Here is a 26,615-nt window from a genome sequence, read left to right as displayed (position 1 = left end):
AAATGTCTGGTAGATATGTAAATTGCAGTGCACGGAAGCAGTGCAAAATCAGGTCAGAAATCCAATAAAGGTTTCTGACCTGATTTTTTACGTTAGGATCTTGACAAACCCTCACAATACTTATGAATGGCAGACGATACTATCTATTTGTTTCAGTTCTTCTTCTGTAAAAGAGGTGTTTTCAAGTGCCTTTATATTTTCCAGAATCTGCTCCGGCTTACTTGCACCGATGAGTACGGAGGTTACCTTTCCATCTCTTAAAATCCAGGCAAGAGCCATCTGGGTCAGCGATTGGCCTCTATTTGCAGCAAGTTCATTTAATTGCTGAACCTTATGAAGCATTTCGGCATTCAAGTCTTTTTCGTGTAAATAGGGGCTTTTGTGACCTCCTATACGGGAATCAGAAGGAATACCGTTTAAATATTTACCGGTTAGTATGCCCTGCTGAAGCGGGCTGAATGCGATGCAGCCTATACCGTGGTCGAATAAGAAGTCTTTTAATCCATCTTCTTCTATCCATCTGTTTAACATGGAATAGGAAGGCTGGTGGATGACAAATGGTGTTTTCAGTTCTTTTAAGATAGCATATGCTTTGCTGGCTTCTTCCTTTTTATAATTGGATATGCCAACATATAAGGCTTTACCCTGGCGCACAATCTGGTCAAGTGCCAGCATGGTTTCTTCCAGGGGGGTATCCGGGTCGGGTCTGTGGTGGTAAAAGATATCTACATAATCAAGTCCCATTTTCTTCAGGCTTTGATCCAGGCTTGCAGTGAGGTATTTACGGGAACCGCCGTTACCATATGGTCCCTTCCACATGTCGTATCCGGCTTTGGATGAAATGATCAGTTCATCCCGGTATTGCATCAGGTCAGATTTCAGGATTTGTCCCATATTGGTTTCTGCACTGCCATAGACCGGACCGTAATTATTGGCGAGGTCAAAATGTGTAATTCCGTTATCAAATGCGGTGAACAGAATTTTTTTCATATCCTCTAAGTTATTGACGGAACCAAAGTTGTGCCACATTCCCAGGGATAATGCCGGGAGATACAGGCCGCTGTTTCCGCATTTATGATATTGCATTTTATTGTCGTATCTTGTAGGATCAGCTGTGTACATAATTATTTCCTTTCTGGTTTTTTATACATTTTATATCAGAAAAGTAGTTTATACTATGGACTTTTCGGACTGGATATTTTATGATAGGTTTGTATTTTTAACATAAGGAGAACATTATGGAAAGTCCAAAAGTAGAAAATCAGATCATTTGGCCCCAGCATTGTTATGTGAATGGGAATTGGAAATGTTACAGTATGGAAAAGCATTCACATGGGGGCCTGGAAATAAATTATATCTTAGAAGGTGCCTGCACTTATATCGTCGGTGAAAAAGAATACCGATTAAAAAAGAAAAATATGATCATTATAGAAGGAGAATATCCACATCAAAAAGTCTTTGACCGAAATGTACCCTGCACAGTTATGGGAGGGGAGTTCCGGTTAAAAGAAATGAACATACCCATGCTTTCTTTTGCTGCCCTGGCAGAGCATGACAGGCAGCTGGGAGAATTTCTGCGTCAGTTGAACGGATGCAGCGTGATTGAAGATGCACATCTGCTGCTTGGGGATTTCGGAAGGCTGCACAGTGAATGCCAGGATAAAAACCGGGAAATATATATTGCTACGCTGACGAATAAATTCTTAATGGATACAGCAGATGCTTATTACAGTAAAAATCCTTCGGTTAAGGCATATATAGTCCAGATAAAGGAGTATATCAGAAATTATTTCTGCAAGCTCTCAAATATACAGGAAATAGCAGAACAGGTTCACTTAAATTCCACTTACATGGAACGGATTTTCAAACGGGAAGCCGGATGTACAATTTGGCAGTATGTAATGGAATGCCGAATGAAAGCTGCAAAAGATCTGTTAGAAAACTCCCGGATTCCCATTGGTGAGATTGATCTTCTGATCGGGATGAATTCCAGGCAGACCTTTTATATTCAGTTCAAAAGGCATTACGGTGTCTCGCCGGCGGAGTATCGTAAATTATGCCATAAAGATAAGGGTAAATAATGAAAAATAAACCGAATTAAATCGGGAAGTTCCGCAAAAAAATGCAATGACAAACAGAGCAGGATAGTATATAATTGGCATCATTAACAGAAAAAACTGGAACAAACCAAAAACCAACAAGTAACTAATAAGGAATCAATCTGGAAGAAAGGAGCCAAAATGCGGGAAAAGCTGACGAAAAGCGATGTAAAGAAGATAGAAGAAGAAATCGAGCACAGAAAACTGGTTGTGCGCAAAGAAGCACTGGAAGCAGTGAAGGAAGCCAGAGCACATGGAGATCTGAGTGAAAATTTTGAATACCATGCGGCTAAAAAGGACAAGAACAAAAATGAAAGCAGAATCCGTTATCTGGAGAGGATGCTGAAAACAGCAGAGATTATTACCGATGATTCCAGGGAAGATGAAGTGGGATTAAATAATACAGTAGAAGTTTATTTTGAAGAAGACGAAGTTTCTGAAAAATTCAGGCTGGTTACATCCATCAGAGGAAATTCCATGAAAGGATTAATCAGTACGGAATCTCCCATTGGAAAAGCAATTATGGGACACAAGGTAAATGACCGTATTTTTATCAGGGTAAATGACAATTATGGATATTATATTGTGATTCGGTCGATTGAAAAGACCTTGGAAGATGAGGCAGATCAAATCAGAAGTTTTTAAATATGGAGGCAGAGATGACATTAAAAGAACGCATGGAAAAAGGATTTTTATACTACGAAGAAGGAAATGAAAGTGAAGAGGATCAGAGATACGAGAAATTAATTGAGAAACAGAGACAGGATTGCAAAGAATTGATTTTTGATTATAATGCAACCCGTCCCTCTGACCTGAAGGCAAAAAAAGAGATTTTGGGAAAACTTCTTGGAGAAATGGGAGAACACATCTGGATTGAAGCACCGGTATTTATGTCTTATGGATGTAATGTACATATTGGAGATTATTTCTATGCTAACTTTAATCTGACAATTGTGGATGATATTGATGTGTATATCGGAGATCATGTCATGATTGCACCGAATGTAACAATTTCCGCTACCGGTCATCCGGTAAATTATGAATTCCGCCGCCGGGGTACGCAGTTTTCCATTCCGGTTGTAATTGAAGATGATGTCTGGATCGGTTCGAATGTAGTGATTTTACCGGGAGTCCGAATCGGAAAGAATTCGGTTATTGGAGCAGGCAGTGTAGTTACCCACGATATACCTGCAGACGTAGTGGCGGTAGGAAATCCATGCAGGGTTATGCGTCAGATAACGGAGCGTGACAAGGAGTATTATACGAAGGATAGAAAGGTAGACGGGGAATTCCATATATAGGAATCGCCCAATTATCCAGAGCAGACTGCATACTACTGTGAACTGGCAGACAGATTGGGACTGATAAAAACCATGGGGAGTGATTTCCACGGGAAAACAAAACCATCTGTGCGTCTGGGGGCAGTTAATGGCGATAAGGAATAAAAAGAATAAGCTTTGATATCCGGTCATTACGGAAATCAAAGCTTATTTTTTTCGTCTGAAAATAATTTGAATCAGCAGGCAGATTATCAGAATCCCGGAAAGAGAAAACCCGGCAAAACTAATCCATGGCATATAGAAGATTTCCGGAGTTATATCGGTCATACAGATGAGGCTGGAGCCGATAAATAATGCAGCAGCCAGAATTCCCAGAACCAATCGGTCCGTCATACGGTGCATTCCATATAGGAATTCCCTGGAATCAGGTATCTCTAGATTTATTTTTGCCTGACCATTTTTCGTTATATTCAGGAGATCGGACAACTGAGCCGGAATATCCAGGAACTTATCAAAGGAAGTGTAGATAGATCGGCCTTTGTGCAAAATCTCTTTTTTCCAGTCCAATTCCTTTAGTAAGAGCGATGACATGTGGGCAGAGAGAATCTGCAGTATATTTACTTTGGGTGAGCAGATGCTGAGCGTGCCTTCCATTGTAATCATACTTCGCCCCAGCAGTGTAATATCCATATTAATGGCGATGTGGTGTTCCTTTACCATATCCAGGAGTTTTTCGATCAGTTCTCCCAGTTTCATATTGCCAAAATCCATGGAGACATATTTACTTACAATGTCATCAATATCCGTATACAGCCGGGCATGGTTAATTCGTTCTTTTGCTTCGCCTAAAGCCAGAAGTACATTTTTTAGCTCATAAATATCGTTTTTTAAGATAGAAAGTATGGCCCTTCTTAAGAGCTGTTTGTAAAATTCAGATAAATGACCGGTCATACCAAGATCCAGCCATGCAATCTGTCCGCCTGAGATGCGGATATTGCCGGGATGGGGGTCAGCATGGAAGAAACCGTCTTCCAGAATTTGTTTACAATAATTCTCCGCTGTCTTTTCTCCGATTTCCGTCATGTCATAGCCCTGTTTTTCCAGATCTGTAATATGATCAATGGGGATTCCTTCGATATAATTCATAACCAGCATGCGGGAAGTGGTGTATTCGTGCAGAACCTGAGGACAGGTGATGTAGACAATTTCTTCCTGGTTTTTATAAAATAAATCCAGGTTTCTGGCTTCCAGCAGGAAATTCATCTCTTCCTGTGCGGTTTTCCAGAGCTCATCCAGAACCGTTTTAAAATCAATTAAATTACCGGTTCCCATTGTTATTTTTAAAATACGGACTGCTTTCTTAAGAAGTTTTATGTCATTGGACATGGTTTCTTTAATTGCCGGTCGCTGTACTTTTATTACAACGTTTGTACCATCTGATAAAGACGCCATATGCACCTGGGCAATAGAAGCAGAGCCCAGAGGCAGCGGATCAATTTTTAAAAATATCTCACCGGATGGCCGTCCAAGCTCTTCTTCTATAACAGATTTTATGATATCAAAAGACAAGGGCTTCACCTGCGTACGAAGTCTTGAAAGTTCTTTGCAATATGCTTCCGACAGCATATCAGAGCGCATAGACATGATTTGTCCCAGCTTTACATAAGTAGGACCCAGATCTTCTAATATTTCCCGCAGCTTTACCGGCGATAAGCCACGGGTGATATGATGCTTTTTCAGTACGTCCAGGATGTCTTTCAGACGACCGCCGGGGAAATCTTCCTCCCTGGTATTCAGTGGGGGGATGTCCTGTTTTAAAGTATCATTGGTCATGATCCTTTTCTTCTCCGCTTATATCGTTTTGTGCTTCTGCCGATTTGCAGCAGCAATCTTCGGTTTCGTCAGAACTGCAGCAGCAATTCTCACTTTCATCAGAAGAGTTACAGCAGCAATCTTCCCCGTTTTCACAGGAGCAGTTTGGCTTTTCTTTCTCCATTGCAGCAATTTTTTCTTTTAATGCTTCCAGTTCCTCTTCGGTCATGTGATTTACTGCTTTCATGACATCTTTGTATTCCCTTACAATATTGACAGTTACATGGTCGTTCATTTTTTCTTTGGCATTCCGCTTTAACTCTTCATTTAATACCTTACCCTGTTCAACGGTAATCTCACCTTTTTTTACAAGGGTATCTATGATCTCCATGGTAGATTCCGCTGTGGTAGCAATTGCGCCAACGCCTGCCAGAAATATTTTCTTTAAACCTTCACCTAGTTCCATATAAGTCGTCCTTTCTATGTTTGCTGATGTACAGTTACTATTTTTATAGTATAACATATTATCAGACGATTTTTCGCTTTTAGGAAAATTTTATAAATTTATTAAGATTTTATACATAAGAACAAAATTATAATTTATCCATGAATTATTAAGAAATTGTTTAGCCTGACTTTACACAGACTTTACATAAAAAGGTTAGACTAAAATCTTAATATGACCTTTTACAGAAATGGCCGGACAGATATTCACCGGCTGATGAGAGGATGGTAAAATGAAAGCAGAGGTTGATTGTAAGTCGGGATTAAATAAAAATGAAATAGCAGACAGGATAAAAGAGGGGAAGCAGAATATTGTACAGAGCAATATTACAAAGACAAAAGGACAAATTATTAAGTCTAATGTGTTTACTCTGTTTAATCTGCTGAATGCGCTGATCGCAGTTGCCCTGGCAGTAGTGGGTGCCTGGTCCAATATGGTGTTTACCGGTATTATTCTTTTAAATATTATCATTGGGATTGCACAGGAATTAAAGGCGAAAAAACTGGTGGAAGAATTATCATTATTATCCATGCCCACAGTAACAGTAATCCGGGATAGTGAAGAGCAGACGATTTCAGTGGAAGAGATTGTATTGGATGATATAATGCTTCTGGAAAGCGGAAGGCAGATCAGCTGCGATTCTATTGTGATGGAAGGAGAGCTGGAAGTAAATGAGTCACTTCTGACAGGAGAATCGGATTCTGTTATAAAAAGAGCCGGAGACAGGCTGCTTTCCGGAAGCAGTGTAATCTGCGGGAAATGTTACGCGCAGGTAGAACATGTAGGGAACGAAAATTACGCTGCAAAGATTTCAGAAGAAGCAAAGAAAATGAGAAGCGTTAACTCAGAGTTGATGAATTCTATGAAAAAAGTTACGAAGGTTACAAGTTTCCTGATTATTCCGCTGGGCGTGATCCTTTTTGCGGAAGCATTTTTCTTAAGAGGGGATTCGACTTTCAGTGCGGTAGTATCCAGTGCGGCCGGATTACTTGGAATGCTGCCCAAAGGATTGGTTCTTCTGATCAGCATTTCACTGGCTGGCGGTGTGATAAAGCTGGCGAAACAAAAGGTTCTGATACAGGATCTGTATTCACTGGAATCCCTTGCCCATGTGGATATTCTTTGCCTGGATAAAACAGGGACGCTTACCGAGGGGAAAATGCAGGTGAGCAGGACTTATGATCTGGCGAAGGAAAGCGGCATCGAGGTGGATTTCCATAAAATGATGGGCAGTTTTTTACATTACAGTGATGACAATAATGCTACTTTCCAGGCTTTGAAGGAATACTACAAGGAGGAAGATTCTTATACAGTTATCGGTAAAATACCATTTTCCTCCCAGAGAAAGTGGAGTGCAGTTTCTTTTGAGGGGGGCGGAACATTTGTTGTCGGAGCGCCGGAACGTCTGTTAGATGGCAGGATACCGGGATTTCTTCAAAAAGAGATTGAAAATGGAAAGCGGGTTATTATTGCAGGCATCACCCGGGACCAGGTACAGCCGGACGAAACCCTTACAAGAGTCTGCCCGTTAATGGCTGTCGTTATCAATGATAAGGTGCGGGAAAATGCTTCGGAAACACTGCGGTATTTCAGGAAGGAAGGCGTGGAGATTAAGATCATTTCCGGTGATAATCCGGCAGCAGTATCTTCAATTGGTAAAGAGGCAGGGCTGGCTAATTACCGGGCGTATATTGATATGAGCACCATAGCGGAAGAGGCAGATCTAACCCGGATTACTTCAAAATACACCGTATTCGGACGAACTACTCCATTACAGAAAAAACAGCTTCTGCAGGCAATGAAAGAACAGGGGCATTCGGTAGCAATGACAGGGGATGGGGTGAACGATCTGCTGGCACTGAAAGAAGCGGACTGCAGTATTGCCGTTGCCGAAGGAAGTGATGCGGCTAAGCAGGTTGCTCAGGTAGTATTGCTGGATTCTGACTTTTCTTCCCTGCCGGATGTGCTTTTGGAGGGCCGGAGAGTAGTAAATAATGTAACCAGAGTAGCAGGGGTATTTTTTGTAAAAACCATATACTCCGTGTTATTAACGGTGATCTGTATCTTGTTAAATATGCCGTTTCCATTTATTCCGATACAAATTACACTGATAGATGCTGCGATTGAAGCTTATCCGGCATTCTTAACTGCGTTTGAACCCAATGGAAATAAAGTGGGAGAAAAATTTCTTCCGGCAGCGTTTCGAAGAGCTGTGCCGAATGCCGTCGCCATTATATTTGGTATCATGTCTGTTTATCTGGCAGCCCCGCTGCTTGGAATCGGTGCAGGGCAAATGAATACGGCAGCGTATCTTCTGGTAGGTATTGTGAGTATTGCCGCAGTGATCAGATCCAGTGCTCCATTTACAAAACTGAGAGTTTTTGTATGCAGTACGATGACGTTTGGATTCATTGCAGCGATTACATTGTTTCATTCATTGCTCAAAATCGAAGGACTTAGCTTTGAAGCGGTACTGGTACTGGGATTTGCTTCTGTAGGAGCTCTGTTGCTGGAACGAATCGTGTCTATGATTATTCACATAAGCCAGGGGAAAAATTCAGCAGGTTCTATTTCCGGGAGAAAACAATCAGTTGGTGAAAATTAAAATAAGAGAAAAAACGCGCTGTGGTCCTGGCGCGTTTTTTTGTGATTGAGTTAGAGAGTTTGGCGATACGCGGGCATTCGCTGCGAAATCCTGATGCATTTCAAAGCTCACTGCCCACTCCCATCTTTCCGTTGCTCGATCTCCATCTACAAAGCGTCCCCTTACTCAGCTAAACCCAAATATAATGTTTTGCAACTTATATATATATTCTGTTTATGCTAACTAAAATCTTGAGTTGTTCGCGGCATATGTGCAATGCAGTACTAATTTAAATCCCTGATATATTGAATCAGATATTGATAAAAATCAGAAATTGGCTTTTTATTCATTACAACCTGTTCGTATGTGATGATTATGTCCCGGCGGCATACCGGACTGTCAATGGGAAGGAGGACTACCTGGGGGAGATCAGGCAGAGGACCCCAGGAATATTTAGGCCAGAAGCCAATTCCAAGACCGGCAGCAATCAGGTTACGGACAGCCTCGGGACTGTCGCTTTCGAATGCAATGTGCGGTGTAAAACCTGCCGCCAGACAGAACTGGTCGCAGATTGTACGGATGGGTTTGGAACCGGAGAAGCTGATATAGCCTTCGTTCCGGGTTTCTTCCAGAGAAATGGACTGGCGTAAGGAGTAGGGCGAATTTGCGGGAACAGCCAGAAAAAAGTCTTCCTGGAGCAAGAGCAGGCTTTTGCTGTCCAGTACATTTCCGGGAATAGCAGAAGAAATACTCAGATCATAGACCGTATCATTTTGATCCTGGGACAGCTGGAATATGATATCCGGATGCAGAGATTTATAAGAAATGATACAGCTGGTAACCAGTGCGGTAGCAGTAAGGAGGTTTAAGCGGATTGTCCGGCTGGCATTCTCGTTCACTGCCTGTAATTCTGCCGGGAGATGATCCAGAGCGGACATAATGGGAAGGAGGCGCTCTTCCAGCCGCTTACCCATGTCATTTAAGGCGATGCCTCTGTTCTTGCGGTCAAACAGTAAAACGCCAAGTTCTGATTCCAGCCGGTGGATGGACTGGGAGAGAGCAGGCTGTGCAATGTGCAGGACTTTTGCAGCCTGGGTAATGTGTTCGTATTTAGCAGCAGCCAAAAAATATTTTAGTTGTAGAAGTTCCATGGTATTTTATCCTCTTATATTTTCATCTTTATATGTTGGGAAAATTTCAACATATAATATTTATATTATGTAAATATAATTATTATATATTGGATATGATGGAATGACAAGAATATAATAGTAAATTGAAAAGTAATGCAAGGCAGAGGAGTGCATATAATTATGAAGAAAAAAAGGCATGGACAAATGTCAGAGTCCATACCAGTGGGAATTATACTGGCGGTTGTGGGAGGTTACCTGGATGCCTATACTTATAATGCAAGAGGACATGTATTTGCAAATGCACAGACCGGAAACATGGTTCTTCTCGGACAGAATTTGTCTCAGGGTCAGTGGACGGAAGGAATTCAATACATCATACCCATACTGGCATTTGCAGTTGGGATTTATATTGTGGAAAAAATTAAAGAGAGGTTTCAGCGGAATACGCAAATCCACTGGCGGCAAATTATTGTACTATTGGAAATAATATTGCTTCTGGCAGTGGGATTTCTGCCTCAGTCACTGAACCTGCTGGCAAATGTCTGCGTCTCCTTTGTGTGTGCTATGCAGGTAGAAAGCTTTCGAAAGGTGAAGGGAAATTCTTATGCTACAACAATGTGTACCGGCAATCTGAGAAGTGCTACAGAATTGTTTTGTGCATATAGGCAGACTAAGAATCCGGAACTCAGAAAGCGCAGTCTGCAATACTATGGGATTATCCTGGTTTTTATTATGGGAGCTATTCTGGGAGTTGTAATGACGCGGATATTTAAAGACAGAGCTGTATGGTTCTGCTGTGTCTTTTTAGCATTCGGTTTTCTGGTCATGTTTATAAAAGAAGATGCAGAGGGAGAAAATTAACGTTTGTTTCAGATGAATAAGAAAAGAAGAAGGAGCATTTTATCCGCAGGGGAAATGCTCCTTCTGTTATCTGATTTAATAGGATTTTACGGTCATGGTGCTTTTCAAGCCCTTTTTGCTAAAAAGTTTTTTATAGTATGCAGTCTTTGACTTTGGAACTTTAATTACGGCATTTGCAGGAATTCCGGACATTACTTTAAGGCCTGCTTTCCTCAGGTTCTTGGATTTTATTGTAATTGTCTTTAATTTTTTATCTCCATAGAAGGCATATCTGCCAATTGATTTTGTGGAAGACGGCAGTGTAATAGATGTCAGTGATTTACACTTCATAAATGCTTTGTCACCTATGGAAGAAACTCTGGAGGTGCCCATAGTTACTTTTTTGAGAGCCGTACAGTTGTAAAATGCATGATTACCAATTGCTGTTATGTTTTTGCTAATGGTAACTTTATGCAGTTTTTTATTTCCCTTAAATGCAGCATTGTCAATGGCAGTCACTTTCAGCGTAGTATTCAGAAACTTTACGGTGGATGGGATCGTTATGGATTTCAGGGAAACGCCCTTTTTCACACCGGTTAATTTTACTTTAGATGAAGAGGTTACTTTATAGTTTAGCTTTCCGTAGGTAAAGGTGTTGCCCGCTGCCGGCTTTTTCAAGGCCAGAGAGGATACTGCGTTTGTCAAAGCTTTCATTGCGTTGTCAACTTCACTCTGCGCAGCATTTTCTTTTGTTGAGACTGATCTGGCAGCTGCCAGGGCGTTTTGCAGTGATTTCCAGGAGGAATCGGTATAATTGCCCTGCTTTATACCTGCGGCAGATGTTATTTTCTGATTCAGTACGGTTTTGTCAGCTAATCTAACCAGCCCCTGGAAAGCTGCATTTAATTTTGCCAGGGCGCTGTCAACGCTATTTTGAGCGGCATCTTCATTGGCGGCAGTTAATTTTGCTTCTTTTAGTGCTGCTTCGAATACCGTCCAGCTGGCTTTTGTGTAACCCGAAGACTGTAATTTCGACAGGGCTGTAATCCGATTATTCAGATTTGTCATATCCGCACCAGGAACACCCTGTGTATTCGTAAGATCGGCATAGATTTCCCTGCCATCCTGTGTGCCAAGCATGATTTCACCTACTTTTACATTTTCGGTGGTTGGTCTGTCAAAGGTTATTTTTGCAAGTGCAGTGGGCTGGCTGTTATAGGATATCGTTAATTTCAACTGTCCGTTTTCGGTATCCTGGCGAAGAATGGTACCGCCTTTTGCATCAATTTTTGCAACTATTGCACCATCCAGATCTATCACGGCGTCAATCACGCGGGTCTGAGACTTCTGATTCTCTAATTTTAATATTCCGGACGTTCCAGCCCGTTCAAAGATAACTTTTTCGATATCGCGGTTTTTCTTTGCCATTTCCTCCTGCGTCAGGAAGGCACTGGTATCAAATACTTCCCCGGTCATGGTTTCGGGCTTATCAATGCGAAGTCCGTAGAGAGCAAGTGCTGCGATATCAGAATTGTCTCCACCATCCAGCTTTTTCCCGGAATCTATGGTTTGTCCTCCAAGGCCTATGAAAATGTCCATGTTGGAAGGATCGGAGGAACCGTGATTGGTGCTGTTTCCGCCGTGGTCTGAATTAGCAATGATTAAGGTATCATCATAACTGCCTTTTTCTTTTAAAGCATCTGTCACAGCCTTGAAATAATCATCATAGAGCTTTAATTCGGACCAGTAGCGGTCGTTATAATATCCGGTACTGTGGCCGATGTGATCCATATAATCGCTTTGCATATAAACTAATGCAGTATTGTTATAAGCATCACTTCTGATATAGCTGGCAACATCATAGAAGCTTTCCTGAGAAGCGGAGGATTTACCGAATACTGCTGCATCTGCTTCAATAATACCATTTAAAATAGGGTTCCATTCGGAAAATGCTGCCATAGGCCTTTCCGGTGCGGCGGCTGTAACGGCTTTAAACATCGAGGGGTAGAGCGGAGTCTCTTTCCCGAAGTCGGCATAGTATTCCTGACCGGCGCTTGTGTTGGTAAGCTGGTATTCCGGAATTACATCACCCCATGGAATGCCATGAATCATAGAGCTGTAATTTTGCCCGGATATGGAAGGTGTGACCGCCTGAGCAGTGTAGCTTGTAGCAAATTCTTTATTAAACAGATCCATTGCGTATTCATTGGTGCGTTTTGCCATAATGGCAGGATCGTTTGTTTTTGTGGGAAGTATGGAATTGGAAGTGGTATAGTAGATTGCATCGGGATTCCATACCTGTCCTCCTCCGTCTGTGGTCAGTACAACTGCATGTTTATATGGATAAATAGCAGCAGCATCGGCAACAGCTTCCTTTTGTGCCAAAGGCGCCAGTGCAACATCTCCTGCACCGATAACGCCATCACCGTTAAAATCAAGGGCATTTTTAGCGTAAACTGTAATCGTTTGTACTGCTTCCTGAGGATTCATGGCATCGGTTACATCTTTGTCATTTACATATGCATGGAAGTTTTCTACAGAAACAGTTGTGTCGGTTGTGTCTGATACGGTATTTGTTTTGAAATTCAGCTTTCCTAAACGAGTGGTGCCGTATTGCCGGAAATCATCTGTAGAAAGCGCTGCAGTTGAAGTGATTTTTAAACGGCCGGCATTACTGCTGTCTATGGTAACACCGCTCATTTTATGCTGAACATTTTCGTATGTTAAAACTGCCGGGTCGTAGACCAGGTCATAGGTTATTTTATTTACGGAACCGGACTCATCTGTGTTTGCATGGAGATTTACATTCATTTCAGAGTCTTCAGCAGCAGTGCCGGAAGAAATGATTCCCAGGTTTACCTGCTTTGGTGTTGGCTCCTGGATATCAGCGTTTTCAAAAGCTTTTTCATCTAGAGCTTTTACCTGTTCCCCGGTCAAAGCGGTATCATACAGTCTGGCAAAGCTTACAGCGGCATTTGACAAATACTCGACACCGTTGTTAGGACTGCTGTCACCCCCGATAACAAAGTTTAAGGCAGTTGTATTTGCTGTAAATTTAACGGGACCTGCAGCAGCAATTTCCCCTGCCAGTTCTCCATTTACATATAATTTAACAGATTCTCCGTCAACCACACCAATTGCATGAACCCATTGACCCGCCTGGATAGAAGCAGTGGGCTGTCTGTATGAACCACCTACATGAGCAAAGAAAGTGAGCTTTCCACCGTCCAGTCCAAGACCGATTCCGCCGCTTTGCTGGTTTGAGAAAATGTCGTGTTCACCGGATGGAAGACTATTATATTTGAACATGCACTCTATTGAAACTGCATTTGTGATTTTTGCATATTTTGCTGAGTCAAAAGGATATATATATGCGGAACTGCCATCAAAGTCAGCAATTGGTTTATGTAATTCCGGACTTTCTGAAATAACAGGATTGCCGATGGTACGATAGGAATTGGCTGTTTCCGAATGGTCGGTTGCCATCTGATCCGAAAAATCTACGTTCATCACATTGGCAGCCGGCAGCTCCGTTTGATCGGACGAAGCGGCAGATGATTCAATGCCTTTTGCAGAAGAAGTTTCATCACTCTGGAAGAGTGCTTCGGGGGAGGTTGGTGTATCTGCCGGAATAATAGATTCGGATTCCGGTGATACGGTATTTTCTTCAATGGATGCTTCTGTGATTGCAGGTTGTGACTGGTAATCTTTCTGACCAGCCTGTACGGTTGTATCGGTCTCTGCTGCCAATGCCGCCATACCGGTATTGGGGGCAGCTAAAGATACTGCAAGCAAAAATGCAACTGCTTTTCTTTTCATAATGTTTCTCCTTTACATACTTAAATTGTTTGATTTGGACAGTGCCCATTATAACAATGGGGCTTTCGAATAACAATAAAATCCAATTCAAGTTTTTGTAAAGTAATTGTAAAAATACAAGTATAAATACTGAAAATTATTGTAGAAAAACTACAAAACAGGTATATTTATCAGAAAATTACCAATTCATTTTTCTGAATTATGCATACTGACAGGAACGGTATATTTATCGATGCTTTTATAGAGTGGTGTTTTATATAACTATAGTGGGGAATAATAGTTTGTAGAAAAATTACAAAATGAAGATACGAACGGAAACAATACAAACTTTTAAAGATAAAATTGTATTAAAATAAAAACAATTAACAGAACTCGAATAAAAGCGTCATATTTTGACAAAACCCAACTTTTTATTATAGTAAGATTATAATTTTGTCGTCGTATCATATTATTCGATATTGATTAAAATTGAATTTCCAAGTACAATAAAAGAGAATCAGGGGTGAATAAAAAAGCAGTAAATGAGGCATAGGCCGGGAGGATAATTAATATTGAGAAGAAGTGACAGAGAAATTACAGACTTAAAGGAAATAATGGATGTAATGCAGAAGTGTGATACCTGCAGACTGGGATTACAGGATGAAAAAGTTCCGTATATTGTACCTCTTAATTTTGGAGTTCGTGAGGAAAACGGCAGAATTACGCTCTTTTTCCACAGCGCGCCGGAGGGAAAAAAGATTCGCCTGATGGAACAAAATGGTGCTGCCGGTTTTGAAATGGATACGGCACATGAACTGATAGAAAGTGATACTGCATGTGGATATGGAATGAATTATAAGTGCGTTCTGGGAGTGGGAACCCTTTCATTTATAGAGGATTATGAAGAGAAAAAAGAGGCACTTTCCATATTGATGAAACAGTATACAACGAATCGCGATCTGAATTTTTCGGAAAATATGATAAAAGCGGTAAAGGTAATAAGACTGGAAGTGGAGGAAATCAGCTGTAAATGCTGTAATCGGTAACAACATATGGAAAAAGAATATTATACGGTAGGTGAAGTATCTAAACTCTGCGATATACCTGTTCGGACACTGCATTATTACGATGAAATCGGCCTGTTAATCCCGGCGAAAAAAGATGGGGATACAGGCTACCGCTACTATGCTAAATCCCAGCTGCTGCATGTAAATATAATAAAGCAGTTTAAGGTACAGGGATACAATATTAAAGAAATCAAAGAGCGATTGGCCAATCATACCGCCAGCGTTAGCAGGGAAGCACTGCAGCAAAAACTGTCTGAAATAAAAGAAGACATTGAAGGTCTGATTCTTCTTGAAAAGAGATTGGAATATTACTTAAATGCATTAAATTACCAGGATCATCAGCTGCATATTCATGCAGATAAGTTACCTCCCATGAAGGTCCTTTTCATCAGAAATAAAGGGGCGGCTGACCCGGTTGGTTTCATGAAGCGCTTTGCAGGTCTGGAGGCGCTGATAAAGAAAGAAAAGTGTAATGCAGTTGGACCGGTTATGGCTGTCTATTATGATGACTACCATGTTTATGATCCGATGAATGCGGATATTGAAGTTTGTGTTCCGGTACAGGAGGCAGGGGAAGGATCTGATTATATCCGCGATTTTGGAAATGTGGAAGTTGTTTCCGCCATACATTACGGACCATACCGCAATGAGTACCAGACGTATGGACTTATGATGGAATGGATGGAAAAAGAAGGATTTGAAATGTGTGGAAATGCGATAGAAAAGTATCTCATCGATCCGGTTCTGACAGAGCATGAAGAAGAGTTTATAACAGAATTATTAATTCCGGTAAGAAAACGTTAAGAAAAAAGCTTGACCCTACAGTTACTGTAGGGTTTATTCTTTTTATGTGAAAGAAAATAGTGTTACATGAAAATAGAAAGGATATAGAAGAAAATGGTACATTTAGTTTATTGTGATGATAAAGCAAAGGTTTTGGAGAAAATTATGGAAGGAACTAAGCGTATGATTGTCCGGGGGGCAGCGGGAAGAAAGATTCCTCACAGCCGTGTATTTGAAGGGGAAACGCTGTATTTTATGAAAAAGGGAACAGGAAAGATAACTGCAAAAGCAGAAGTCGCACATGTGGATAATTATTTAAAGCTTTCGGAAGAGCAGATTATAAAAGTGCTTGCGGAAAATCAGGAAAAGTTAGACCTTACAGAGAAACAAAAAGAAAGATGGCATAAAAAGTGTCTCTGCCTGGTTGAATTTAAAAACGTTGAAGCAATCGAACCTATGGACTTTGACAGGCAGGGAAATATGGATGACTGGCTGATCATTCAGAATATTGAGGATGTAGTAGTGGGAACAAGTATTCCTTATAATTATGATAATGCTAGGTTTAAATCATAGCAGACCATTCAAATCATAGCAGGTTTTATGTGAATTTTGCCAGAGTGTTTGTGTTTGAAAATTCATTCCCGCCACCTCATTCTCTATCCGGGATATCATTTGTTGATACAAAGATTGGAAATTTATGCCATTCCGTCCAGATATTCCAATATTTCACCGGCATTTGTGTCCGGTTTTGCCTTTTCAAAGACCTTTTCAATAATTCCGCTTTCGTCGATGATATAGGTGCTGCGTACTACACCAATGCCCAATTTTCCATATAATTTCTTTTCTTTCCAGACATCGTAAGCCTGTATGGCAACGAGATCCGGGTCGGATAATAAAATAAAAGGAAGATTAAATTTTTCGGCAAATTTGATATGGGACTTTTCACTGTCCTTGCTTACACCGATTACAACAACATCCTTTTCCTGGAAACCTTGATATGCACTGGCGAATGCACATGCCTGCTTGGTACATCCAGGTGTATTATCCCTTGGATAAAAGTAAAGGACTACTTTTTTTCCGGCGAAAGAGGAAAGGGTGATGGCATTGCCGTCTTTGTCATTTAAAGTAAAATCAGGTGCTTTTGTTCCTGCTGATAACATAATAAAACCTCCTTGTTTGTTCATCTGTGTTATTTTCGAGTATTGAAAATTACAACATTACTTATTATAATAATACTTATTCTAACATATTATGGACAATTTTTGTAATTAATATTTAGAGATGGGAATGCTTTAAAGAACTGGATGCAGAGGAGTAGACAATTTTTGTAATTATATTTTGAGATGCGCTGGCGTTATGATAAGGGAAACAGAGACTATGAATGGGACATTTTTGATTTTGGAATCTGGTGTGGTATGATGATAAAAATGGGTATTTCGTTATATTTATGTGAACGAAATACCCATTTTATATTTAGCTTTCTTTGTAAAAACGAATAAAAGCAATTCCGGATGGTAAAACAGGTACTTTGACAGATTTGTTATTTGCTGTCTCAAGAAATTTAGTCGGTTCCCCCTGGATATCACAACATGCAGCAGCTGTAATGGAGAGCCCTGGGAGTGTAATTGTACAATCGCATGGCATGTCGTTAAAATTTTTTATGGCTGCCAGAATATCAGTGGTTCCGCGTATCGGCTGCAGATAAATTGGATAAACGCAAGGGTTGTCACATGATAGATATTGTGTGATCTGGGTATTTTGGCAATGGATGGCGGAACCAGTCACACATGGTGAATTAGCAAGCATTCCAAGTTCATAGGCTCTTTCTGATGTAAAAGTTTCTAATGCAGTTAATTCGTAATGAAAATGAATTTTTCCGGTTTGTTTAATCGCAAAGTTTGTATCCCAGTAATTATTCATGGGCCAGGCAAGGAGAAGAGGATTTTTACTGCGTTTCATCTCTTTTTCTTCTCTGCCAAAATGGAAACCTCCAACCTGGATAAGAGGTGCATCAGGACATGCAAGTGTTACACCGCTGCCTTTTTCAAATACAGATACTGTTTTATCTACAGTAATCCAGTCTCTGCAGGCGCTGCCCAGAATATCGGTATCGAAATGTACAAATGTATCTGCTGTATCATAAACACAGTCCCAGTCTTTTGAAAGGTTCAACGGAAATGCAAAAAAGATCCCATGAGGTGTCCTTCCATTCTTGTTGGAAAAAACAGCATCCAATAAAATACGTGGATGATTTGCGGAAAAGGAAATTGTCTGATGGATATTATCTAATCCGCAGCCTTGAAGTTCATATGCCAACGTAACTTTGTCATCTTCGCATGTTATTTTGGTGTCAAAAAGAAAAGAAGTGCTTTCGTACAATGCCGGCCAGCCGGTTGCCCACTGGCTGATATTCCGGTTTCCCAGATCTACATCCCGAGGGAAAATGGTACTGCGTTCAGGATCAGCCTGAGCAGGATCGATTTGTTCTTTTATAATATCAAAAAAGACCCATCTGCTGGTTTCGTCAATCAGCTGCTGCTTATTACTGCGGTTTTCAATTTGTTTAATCCTTTTTGTTTCAGGATCAAGTGTAACTTTATAGAAGGGCGTTGTAATGATTGTATCTGTTATTGTAATTGTATCTGCTTTTCTGCTAAGAGCTGGTATGGATTTAAATGGTACTTTCATTGAAGAAAAGGGAGGTACAGTTACATTACCAAGATAAGTCTGGTCAGGATGATTCGTGTCATAGGGCAGATAGGACTTTGCCCTTACTGCGGATAAGGTCCTTCCCGGCTGTAAATAAGAGGAGGGAACATAGAGATCCTGGTCTACAGGAAATCCGGTTGGGTTTACCAGGAAGATCCCGTCCTGGCTATCGGATTGCGCCGGATTGCAGGCGGCAGCTTCCATTTGCTGTGACAAAAGGTAAGCAGAAGTATCTGCGCATCGATAGGCAAAATCTTTTTTATGAATCTCCTGGGCAAAAGTTTCCTCTTGGTCAAATTCAGTAACCGATGTACAGGATCCCCATGTATGTTCGTCGTATAATAAAGCATTTTCATAAGATTCTGCATGTACCTTTTGGTAATGAGCATCTGAGGAGGATGGGGAAACGCATTCCAGGAAATCTGCTTTACGCAGCAGCTGCTTGGCACGCCGGTTCAGCTTTGTCTCACGGGCGGTGCTTCCGCTTCCGAAGTTCCAGTAGTCATTCCAATCGCCACGGTGAACGGGGACATTTTGGATATGGCTGCCGTACAGACGCTGATATAGCATTTCCGGTGTAATAAAACGAATAGTCTGTTCATGACCTTCGCCGTTGTATCGGCGTATCAGGTCCGCCAGGTTATGATCGGGGCAGTTGTTGTCAAATAAGGGAGGGTTTGTGGCTGTTAATACAGCGAAATCATAATTCCTGGTGCCTGATTCTAAACGTGAGACGTAATCTGTGATGCCTTTATGCATCTTTTGTGTGTCGTTTTCTGCTGTAAAGAGAAACTGACTGAAAAGAGAATAATGTTCGCCTAAAAATGTGGGCAGCTGCCTTTTGTCCGGAGTTTCCCATTCGAACAGGTAAGGGCGTGGATATGGTATTCCGCCCATATGAATGTTAATTCCAGTCATGTAAAATTCAATATGACTGTCTAACATAAAGGAGGAAAGTGTCCAGGGCTGTCCGTTAACATCGTGATTGATTGCGGTACTGACAGAGCTTCCCGTTAAAGTCCGTATCGTATTCAGGGTTGAAAGTGCCTGACTCAGCTGGAAGGAGGTACAGCCAGGAGTAGTGTGCATTGGAAGTGCGGTTATACTCATCTGCCCTCTGGCAACTAATTCACGGAAAAGGGCAATACGTTTTGGGGAAGCAGTTTCCAGCCATTTTAAAAGTGGATATGTAGCTTCGCATGTCCAGCAAAAGCGTGAAGAATCAGGATAGTCTTTTGTTATTTCGCATAGGTCGATTGCCTGTTCCAGGTAATCACATTGCAGTTCCAGCAGCATGTTTTGCGGATGCGTGTAGCCAATATCTAAGTGACTGTGATGCATACAAAGTATTTCTTTTATTTGAGACATATTTTCTCCATTCTATGTATAAATTATTTTTTATCACGATTCAGAGGGTATTTGTATATAGCATCTTAATGCAATGATTTTAAACATATTTTCGGTTAATGAGGAAGTGGTTCAAATGAGAGAAGCAGTGTTTTTATTTCATGTGGTTTAAGGGCAATTGTAATGATATTTTCTTTAAAATCGGCAGTGGATTGAGGCGCTTCCAGCAAATCACAAACGTATGCCTGATGCAGTGTAAGCGCACAGATAAGCCTGTCGGTTTTAGGGGTATCGCTATAGTTAGATAAACGTATAAGAACGTGATCCCTATTGTCTCCTGTCGGTTTTATCATTGAGATGTATAAGGCATTTTCCGCCAGGTGAAAGCCGGAGAATTGAGGGGCAGGTGTCGTGCCATTTGAATTCCGGGTAGTAAAACTGAAAGGCTGGACTCTCATTGCATCTGCCGTGTTCAGCAGTTCCACGTTTGAAGTACCTTCTGCAAAAGGCATCAGTGCGTATTCAAAAGTCAGTTCTCCTTCCAACTGCCCGTCTGGCTGTCCGTTAGTTAAAAAGGTTTTCTCAAAACTTCTAAACAAGGTGACATCAATACGGCCTTCCTTTCCCGGGTGTGCAGCAGCTTCGTGCAGTCCTCCTCCTGCCAGGAAAGCAAATCCGCTGCCATCGGTTCTTTTTCGATATAGAATATTGCCAAAAGCCTTTTCTTCGCGTTCTGCTTCTTTCCAGTTTTGCGTGGTATGATCTCTTTGAACCGGACGTTCTACAAAGGTAAAAGCCTGTTCTGCATAATAGCACTTAGACGGTATTCCTGTTTGAAGGGATAAAACAAACCGGTGATCCTTTATACTGTTTTTTACAATAGTGCGGCAATTGATAACTTTTGAATGTTGCTCCAAAGAGAGATAAGTCTTGATTTCCAATATATTTGTAAAGGCACTTCTGCGTGTAAACTGTCTGTGATAATCCATCCTGGTAGGCAGATTTAAATGGTGTGTAATACAGAATGTACTCCTGGAGGGACCGTCAGAAACAATGGCAACGCTTGAGGCAGTGCCGCAGTAAGTCACAAGATCAGGGACTGGCGGTCTGGAACTCCAGCCGTCACCTGTTTCTCCGCAGTCTTTGTAGGTGATCAGGTTCGGGTAGGTCTGATTGCAGGTGAGATCTGTCAATGTTACATTCCCGGCGGGTGAAACTTCTAATTGTAGAAATTCGTTCTCAGCAGTTAAGTTGTGGGAGGTTAAGCTGTCATAATAGCGCACAGGCGATGTCACGGGGACAATGGAGTAGCTTGTTTGACCCATAGCCGGTATAACTGCAGAAAAGCTTATCGTATAGATATCCCTGGCTGTTCCGTAAAATTCAGTGGGTTTTCTCACATTAGTATTGTTTACAATAGATTCAATCTGATAGGGGATTTCTTTGCCGTCAGCATTGAATAGCAGGAACCGATTCACAATTTCAGACGGGATCTGCTCAAAACTGGGTTTGGGATAATCCGTTGGGAATGCAATATCTGCGGTTATTACTTTATTCAGTTCGAAAGGAAGAGGGTTGAATAAAGTCAGCTGTAAATCAAACTTGTTATCCGATTCGGAAAGTATGTTTTCAGATGGAAGAAAAACATGTAATGCATTTTCGTAGATTTCCTGGCCGATTTGCCTGGACTGACGGTAGCGGTAAAGCATATCCTGATGGACTTCGTCAGTAGAACAGCCGCAAATTGAATCGTGGGCATGATTCTTAAGCAGATATTGATAAGCCAGCTTTTCAAAGCCATAGGGCAGAGCTTTTCCATACATAGACGCTAGTGCGGACAGGGGCAGGGCTTTTTTCTCCAAAAGAGTCTGGGTGTCGTCATTTGCTTTTTTTAAATCATAACGGCTGGAAAGGGTACCGGATATTAACTTATTGTGCTCCTCCATAGCATGGGCAGGTGCCTGAAGTTCCCCGGTTCGGGAAGGCATATCATTCAAATGCTGATGAAGGCATGCAAAAAATTCGGATACACCGCCGATAGAAACTTTACTGGAGTAGGTTTTCTCTAATGCTTTTGATAATCTAACTGCCTGTGGATGAATTGGTGTATGGTCCATACCATCCATAAGTATGACAAATGGAAGGGGAGAACGAAGCCTTTCAGCAGCTGCATAGACGGCAGACGCTTCGGTTTCATTCTGGATTGCCCTGTTATCAGAATATACTTCATTCCAGAAGCTTCCATAACCGCAGCTCTCCGGAACTTTATAAGTAACACAGAAACTTCCATTTGGAGATTGCCATACAAAATAAGCAGGCAGATCACACTCATTTGTGCCACGCCCCAGGATAGCATTTGAAATATGAAAGCCATTTAAAATTTGCGGCATCTGGGAAATATGCCCGAAGATATCACATAGATATCCAAGTGGGAGCACAGGAGTACCCGGTGAAAGTTTATTTGTGAGAGCATGACCCATTTGCAGGTTTGCGATAAGGCTCTCGCCACTTACGAGATTTTCATCAGGCATTGTATACCATGGGCCGATGATTAAGCGGCCGGATTTGATAAGTGCCAGGATCCGGTTTTGGTCTTGCGGCATAATTTCCAGATAATCTTCTATGAGCACTGTCTGTCCGTCGCATATAAAGGAAGTAAAAGCCGGATCTGCCTCCAGTGTAGATAAGATTTCCTGAAAAGTAACTACCAGCCGTTGACGGAAAGATTGGAAAGGCAGATACCATTCCCGATCCCAGTGGGTAGATGCAAAATATAAAATTTTGTCAATTGGTTGATTGGAATACATATATTCTCCTCTCTGTGTTTGGAATTATATTACTAACTAACTGGAAAAAGTAGTAAAATAAGAAAAGTTAGTAATTTAATTCAAACAAAATAAAATGAAATAGCAGCATTGTAGATAAAAAAAGCATATAACATGACGAAAAATAAGTCAATTAAAAACTGAAAAATAGGAGAAATACACAAAAGAAATATCTTGAAATTTACGAAAACGATAGTTAGATTACTAAGTTAGTAATGCTTAGTAACAAAAAATGAAAATCAAATATATGCAAAATGATGAAAAAATAGGTAAAAATATAAAAGTAATTGACGAATAGAACAAAATTTGGTATCGTAATAGATAACAAGACCGAAAAGAAATAAAATAGAAAAACAGAGATATATTACTAAGTACTGGTAGAATATGGAATTAAATTATGCTATACTCAAAATAAGATCGTAATAATGCACATAATAAGGAGAAAAAGTTATGATAGAAAACAGTATTCCTAAGTACCAGCAGATAGAAAAAGATATATTAGAAAAAATTTATCAGGGTGTCTATGCAAAATCATCAAAACTTCCAAGTGAAAATCAGATGGCAGAAATATATAAGACAAGTGTACCAACGGTAAGAAAAGCATTCAGTGAATTAGTACATAAGAGAGCGATTTATCGAATTAAGGGAAGTGGTACTTTTGTAAGTGCAGATGAAATGGAAGAGATACCGAATACAACCAGCAGAACAAAATCAATGCAGAATATCTGTTTTTTGGTTTTTACAGACATAACAGACAGTTCTATTATGAAAATGATCCGCGGTGCTCAGATGTATTTATTTGACAAAGGCTATTCTATGACGATACTCTGCAAAAGCCAAATGTCAGGATCAGAAAGCGAACTGATAAGGGGGTGTTTGGAAAGTAATGTAGATGGAATTATCTGCTTTGCAGAAGATCCAAAAGAGAATGCCGGAAGTTTTCGCATGATAATGCAGCACCATATTCCGGTGGTAATGCTGGACAGGGGGCCAAGTGATGTACCATTTACTCTGGTATCTGCGTATAACGTAGACGGAGGATATCAGATTGCAAAGTATTTATTAGAAATAGGGCATCGAAAGATTGTATTCGCGGCAGATACTGCCCAGCTTGTCGCTGAGAAGGATCGCTTAAAAGGATACCGCATGGCATTAGAGGAGGCGGGAATCCCATATGATGAAAAACTGGTATTAGAACAAATTCATTTATCATCCCAGCAGGATAAGTTAATGGAAATTATCAGAAAGCATGAAATTACGGCAGTACAATGCGTAAATGACAAAATGGCAGTGGAGGTGATGAGAAGATTAAAAAGTGAAGGATACCATGTACCTGAAGATATATCGGTTTGCGGTTTTGACGGTTCGGATGAATCGCAATATGCATCACCAAGAATTACTACCATAAATCACCCGTTTGAAGAAATGGGCCGTGTTGCAGCTTCAAAGCTGCTCAGTCTGCTGGGAGGGAAAAAATCTCATAGCCAGACATATCTTGCGGTAGAGCTGGAGGTTAAGGATTCCAGCTGTCCACCAAAGCAGGTTCCTGCGCCAAAGCAAGATAACTAAATACAGTAAGATGTAAGGTACAATATAATTAGGGAGGTATTTATGTACTATTTTGATGAATTAATTGCGGAAATAAGTGTTTCGGAAGGAACAGACAGTGTGGTAACACCCTTGCCTCATCTGGTACCCATAGGACGAATCCATAAAACTGGTGACAGCTGCCAGATTTCTGTTTCTGCGGACGGACAGTTATTTGAGCAGATAGAAGGACATGGAATGAACAAAACAGCCGGTTATTTAAAGGTTGAATGCAAAGGCAACTGCCGTGTTAAGTTTTTTGTTGGAAAAGGATATTGGGCGCAGGAAGAACATTTCTATACGGATGCTATGAAACAGACAAACGAATGGGCGGGGAGTGACGGGATCAATTCCTTTAACCTGGAAAATGGCAGGGATTCGTATAATGCGGATTGTGATACTACCTTATTTGTATTTGGTGATACACTGGTAAGCAGGGTGGATAAAGAGACGAATGAGAGGATACCGCCGGTTTATATGCCAAGTAATACATATGGGATTATGAATAAGCGTCCAAATGACATTCATTTTGTAATAAAGAAAAATGAAGATGGAATTCCACAGCCTGTGCTGACACCGGTGAAAAATCAGGAGGATGATGAGGGTTGGTTCTGGCTTCAGGACGGTGTTATAGCAGACGGAAATCTCTATCTGACTCCGTTAAACATGAAATCAGACCTTTCAAAGCCAGAAGGATTTCAGTTTAAAGTAGCCGGAGTAACAATGGTAAAAGTTCCGGTCAGAGATAAGTTTCCAGTTTTTGAAGACGCAGAATATTACCCTACAGCGCTGTATAGGTGTAACGGGGGCATACAATATATTGGGGGAATTGCTTACCTGCCCTATGCGCCTGAGTTTGGATATGAAGAAGGGGATGGGTTCCTGTATGTTTACGGCTATCAAAATGATGTGAATCAAATACAGGACTGCAGGGTATTCGTAGGACGGACAAGACCGGAAAATATACTGGATACGGAAAGCTGGGAATATTTTGACGGGAAAAAATTTGTTCGGGGAATGGAAAATGCGGCTGTTATTCTTGAACATGCTTCCTGTGAGATGAGTGTAATGCCTATAGCAGAAGGCGATATGAAGGGGAAATTTTTAGCAGTCTTTCAGTACGATGTTCAATCTTCCTATGTAGCATATTCTGTTGGTGAAACACCCTGGGGTCCTTTTGATACACAATGCAAAGTATATCACTGTAAAGAAAAAATATATCTATGCAATTCTATCTATACTTATAATGCGAAGGCCCATTCCCATTTATCAAAACCGGAGTCGATTCTGGTATCATATAATGTAAATACGCCGTCTATGAAAGATAATTGCAGAATAGCTGATATTTACCGGCCGAGATTTATTCTTTTGCATGATACAACCATAAAGAAAGGAAGATGGCAATGAAAAAATCTGAAATAATAAAGAAAATTATTTTGCATATTATCTTAATTCTACTGGGATTGTTTTTTGTATTTCCGCTGGTTTGGATGATTTTAACAGCCTTAAAATCACCGGCAGATCTCATAGATCCCAATAAGTTTTTTCCAACCACTCCAATTTGGGGGAATTTTAAAGCAGCACTTACTTCTATTCCGTTTTTACAATATTTTAAGAACAGTGTGTTTATTTCAGCAGTTTGTGTAGTTGGATCTGTATTTTCTTCATCATTGACAGCATATGCTTTTGCGAAACTGAAATGGCCTGGGAAGGATGTGCTGTTTGTTATAATGCTGTCTTTAATGATGATACCTTCTCAGATTATACTAATTCCCATGTTTACTATGTATGCAAAGATAGGGTTGTTAAATACTTACATACCGCTTACAGTGCCTTGCTTTTTTGGAGTGGGATGCAGTATGTATATATTCCTGCTGCGGCAGTTTTTTAACGGTATTCCAAAAGAGCTGAGTGAAAGCGGATTAATTGACGGAGCCGGACACTTCCGAATCTTCTGGAGCCTGATTCTGCCACTTGCCAAACCCGGTATGATTACCGTTTCTCTTTTTACTTTTATGTTTACCTGGAATGATTTTTTTGGTCCTTTGATTTACGTTACGGATCATACGAAATTAACGCTGGCAGTGGGATTGCGTGCATTTCAGACCCAATATGAATCACGGTATAATTTAATGATGGCAGCAGCACTCGTGGCAATGATTCCCACCGTGCTCATATTCTTTTTAGCTCAGAAAAAATTCGTAGAAGGTATTACATTTAGCGGTATTAAAGGATAACCAAATAAA

General features: G+C 40.8%; 19 protein-coding genes. 11 read left to right on the top strand and 8 right to left on the bottom strand.

The window, feature by feature from the left end; genetic code table 11:
* Nucleotides 1-120: 120 nt before the first annotated feature.
* Nucleotides 121-1,122: an L-glyceraldehyde 3-phosphate reductase gene (mgrA, locus tag QR40_RS09820; RefSeq protein WP_063837262.1), complete on the bottom strand. Its 1,002-nt coding sequence runs from the start codon at nt 1,120-1,122 to the stop codon at nt 121-123.
* A 116-nt stretch (nt 1,123-1,238) separates the two neighbouring features.
* On the opposite strand from mgrA, the gene QR40_RS09815 reads away from it, so the two are divergent.
* The 3 genes from QR40_RS09815 (at nt 1,239) to QR40_RS09805 (ending at nt 3,400) form a co-directional block, all read left to right on the top strand.
* Nucleotides 1,239-2,081, top strand: coding sequence for an AraC family transcriptional regulator (locus tag QR40_RS09815; protein WP_027296344.1), 843 nt, complete (start codon nt 1,239-1,241; stop codon nt 2,079-2,081).
* A gap of 159 nt (nt 2,082-2,240) precedes the next feature.
* Nucleotides 2,241-2,744, top strand: coding sequence for a GreA/GreB family elongation factor (locus QR40_RS09810; RefSeq protein WP_027296345.1), 504 nt, complete (start codon nt 2,241-2,243; stop codon nt 2,742-2,744).
* A gap of 2 nt (nt 2,745-2,746) precedes the next feature.
* The gene (locus QR40_RS09805) at nt 2,747-3,400 is read left to right on the top strand and encodes a DapH/DapD/GlmU-related protein (RefSeq protein ID WP_330373715.1); all 654 of its coding nucleotides are present in this window, start codon (nt 2,747-2,749) and stop codon (nt 3,398-3,400) included.
* Between the two features lie 186 nt (nt 3,401-3,586).
* Here QR40_RS09805 and QR40_RS09800 read toward each other — a convergent pair whose 3' ends face one another.
* Nucleotides 3,587-5,212 (bottom strand): ABC1 kinase family protein, encoded by a 1,626-nt coding sequence (locus QR40_RS09800; RefSeq protein WP_081998842.1) that lies wholly within the window; start codon nt 5,210-5,212, stop codon nt 3,587-3,589.
* On the bottom strand, nt 5,202-5,657 hold the full coding sequence (locus QR40_RS09795) for a phasin family protein (RefSeq protein WP_044289706.1): 456 nt from the start codon (nt 5,655-5,657) through the stop codon (nt 5,202-5,204). Before QR40_RS09795 ends, QR40_RS09800 begins: the two co-directional genes overlap by 11 nt.
* A 271-nt stretch (nt 5,658-5,928) precedes the next feature.
* Between QR40_RS09795 and QR40_RS09790 the strand changes: the two genes are divergently transcribed.
* The gene (locus QR40_RS09790) at nt 5,929-8,301 is read left to right on the top strand and encodes a cation-translocating P-type ATPase (RefSeq protein ID WP_052430782.1); all 2,373 of its coding nucleotides are present in this window, start codon (nt 5,929-5,931) and stop codon (nt 8,299-8,301) included.
* Nucleotides 8,302-8,564: 263 nt separating this feature from the next.
* On the opposite strand, the gene QR40_RS09785 is transcribed toward QR40_RS09790, so the two are convergent.
* Nucleotides 8,565-9,431, bottom strand: coding sequence for a LysR family transcriptional regulator (locus tag QR40_RS09785; RefSeq protein ID WP_044294692.1), 867 nt, complete (start codon nt 9,429-9,431; stop codon nt 8,565-8,567).
* 162 nt (nt 9,432-9,593) lie between these two features.
* On the opposite strand from QR40_RS09785, the gene QR40_RS09780 reads away from it, so the two are divergent.
* The gene (locus tag QR40_RS09780; protein WP_044294690.1) at nt 9,594-10,274 is read left to right on the top strand and encodes a YoaK family protein; all 681 of its coding nucleotides are present in this window, start codon (nt 9,594-9,596) and stop codon (nt 10,272-10,274) included.
* 75 nt (nt 10,275-10,349) lie between these two features.
* Here QR40_RS09780 and QR40_RS09775 read toward each other — a convergent pair whose 3' ends face one another.
* Nucleotides 10,350-14,072, bottom strand: a complete 3,723-nt coding sequence (locus tag QR40_RS09775) for a leucine-rich repeat protein (RefSeq protein WP_052430781.1) — start codon at nt 14,070-14,072, stop codon at nt 10,350-10,352.
* Nucleotides 14,073-14,623: 551 nt separating this feature from the next.
* Between QR40_RS09775 and QR40_RS09770 the strand changes: the two genes are divergently transcribed.
* From QR40_RS09770 to QR40_RS09760, 3 genes are all read left to right on the top strand, one after another.
* Nucleotides 14,624-15,097 (top strand): pyridoxamine 5'-phosphate oxidase family protein, encoded by a 474-nt coding sequence (locus tag QR40_RS09770; protein ID WP_044294687.1) that lies wholly within the window; start codon nt 14,624-14,626, stop codon nt 15,095-15,097.
* 6 nt (nt 15,098-15,103) lie between these two features.
* Nucleotides 15,104-15,922, top strand: a complete 819-nt coding sequence (locus QR40_RS09765; RefSeq protein ID WP_044294685.1) for a MerR family transcriptional regulator — start codon at nt 15,104-15,106, stop codon at nt 15,920-15,922.
* A gap of 93 nt (nt 15,923-16,015) precedes the next feature.
* The gene (locus tag QR40_RS09760) at nt 16,016-16,474 is read left to right on the top strand and encodes a hypothetical protein (protein WP_044294683.1); all 459 of its coding nucleotides are present in this window, start codon (nt 16,016-16,018) and stop codon (nt 16,472-16,474) included.
* Nucleotides 16,475-16,596: 122 nt separating this feature from the next.
* Here the strand turns inward: QR40_RS09760 and bcp are convergent, their stop codons facing one another.
* The 3 genes from bcp to QR40_RS09745 all read right to left on the bottom strand — a co-directional run bounded on the left by bcp (nt 16,597) and on the right by QR40_RS09745 (nt 22,764).
* Entirely contained in the window at nt 16,597-17,061 is a 465-nt protein-coding gene (bcp, locus tag QR40_RS09755) for a thioredoxin-dependent thiol peroxidase (protein ID WP_044294680.1), read from the bottom strand.
* Nucleotides 17,062-17,374: 313 nt separating this feature from the next.
* Nucleotides 17,375-19,978 (bottom strand): glycoside hydrolase family 38 N-terminal domain-containing protein, encoded by a 2,604-nt coding sequence (locus QR40_RS09750; RefSeq protein ID WP_044294678.1) that lies wholly within the window; start codon nt 19,976-19,978, stop codon nt 17,375-17,377.
* A gap of 95 nt (nt 19,979-20,073) precedes the next feature.
* Complete coding sequence (locus QR40_RS09745; RefSeq protein ID WP_044294676.1) at nt 20,074-22,764, bottom strand: glycoside hydrolase family 38 N-terminal domain-containing protein; 2,691 nt, start codon at nt 22,762-22,764, stop codon at nt 20,074-20,076.
* A gap of 468 nt (nt 22,765-23,232) precedes the next feature.
* On the opposite strand from QR40_RS09745, the gene QR40_RS09740 reads away from it, so the two are divergent.
* Genes QR40_RS09740 through QR40_RS09730 form a run of 3 tightly spaced genes read left to right on the top strand, consistent with a single transcriptional unit; the run spans nt 23,233 to nt 26,606 of the window.
* The gene (locus QR40_RS09740) at nt 23,233-24,351 is read left to right on the top strand and encodes a GntR family transcriptional regulator (RefSeq protein ID WP_044294675.1); all 1,119 of its coding nucleotides are present in this window, start codon (nt 23,233-23,235) and stop codon (nt 24,349-24,351) included.
* 42 nt (nt 24,352-24,393) lie between these two features.
* The gene (locus tag QR40_RS09735) at nt 24,394-25,776 is read left to right on the top strand and encodes a DUF4185 domain-containing protein (protein ID WP_044294673.1); all 1,383 of its coding nucleotides are present in this window, start codon (nt 24,394-24,396) and stop codon (nt 25,774-25,776) included.
* Nucleotides 25,773-26,606 carry a carbohydrate ABC transporter permease gene (locus QR40_RS09730; protein ID WP_052430780.1) on the top strand — a complete coding sequence of 278 codons (834 nt, stop codon included), beginning with the start codon at nt 25,773-25,775 and terminating at the stop codon, nt 26,604-26,606. Before QR40_RS09735 ends, QR40_RS09730 begins: the two co-directional genes overlap by 4 nt.
* Nucleotides 26,607-26,615: the final 9 nt, after the last annotated feature.

The organism is Robinsoniella peoriensis, from assembly GCF_000797495.1.
Classification (GTDB): domain Bacteria; phylum Bacillota; class Clostridia; order Lachnospirales; family Lachnospiraceae; genus Robinsoniella; species Robinsoniella peoriensis.
Note: the sequence above shows the minus strand (reverse complement) of the source record. Positions and strands in the feature narration are given on the sequence as shown.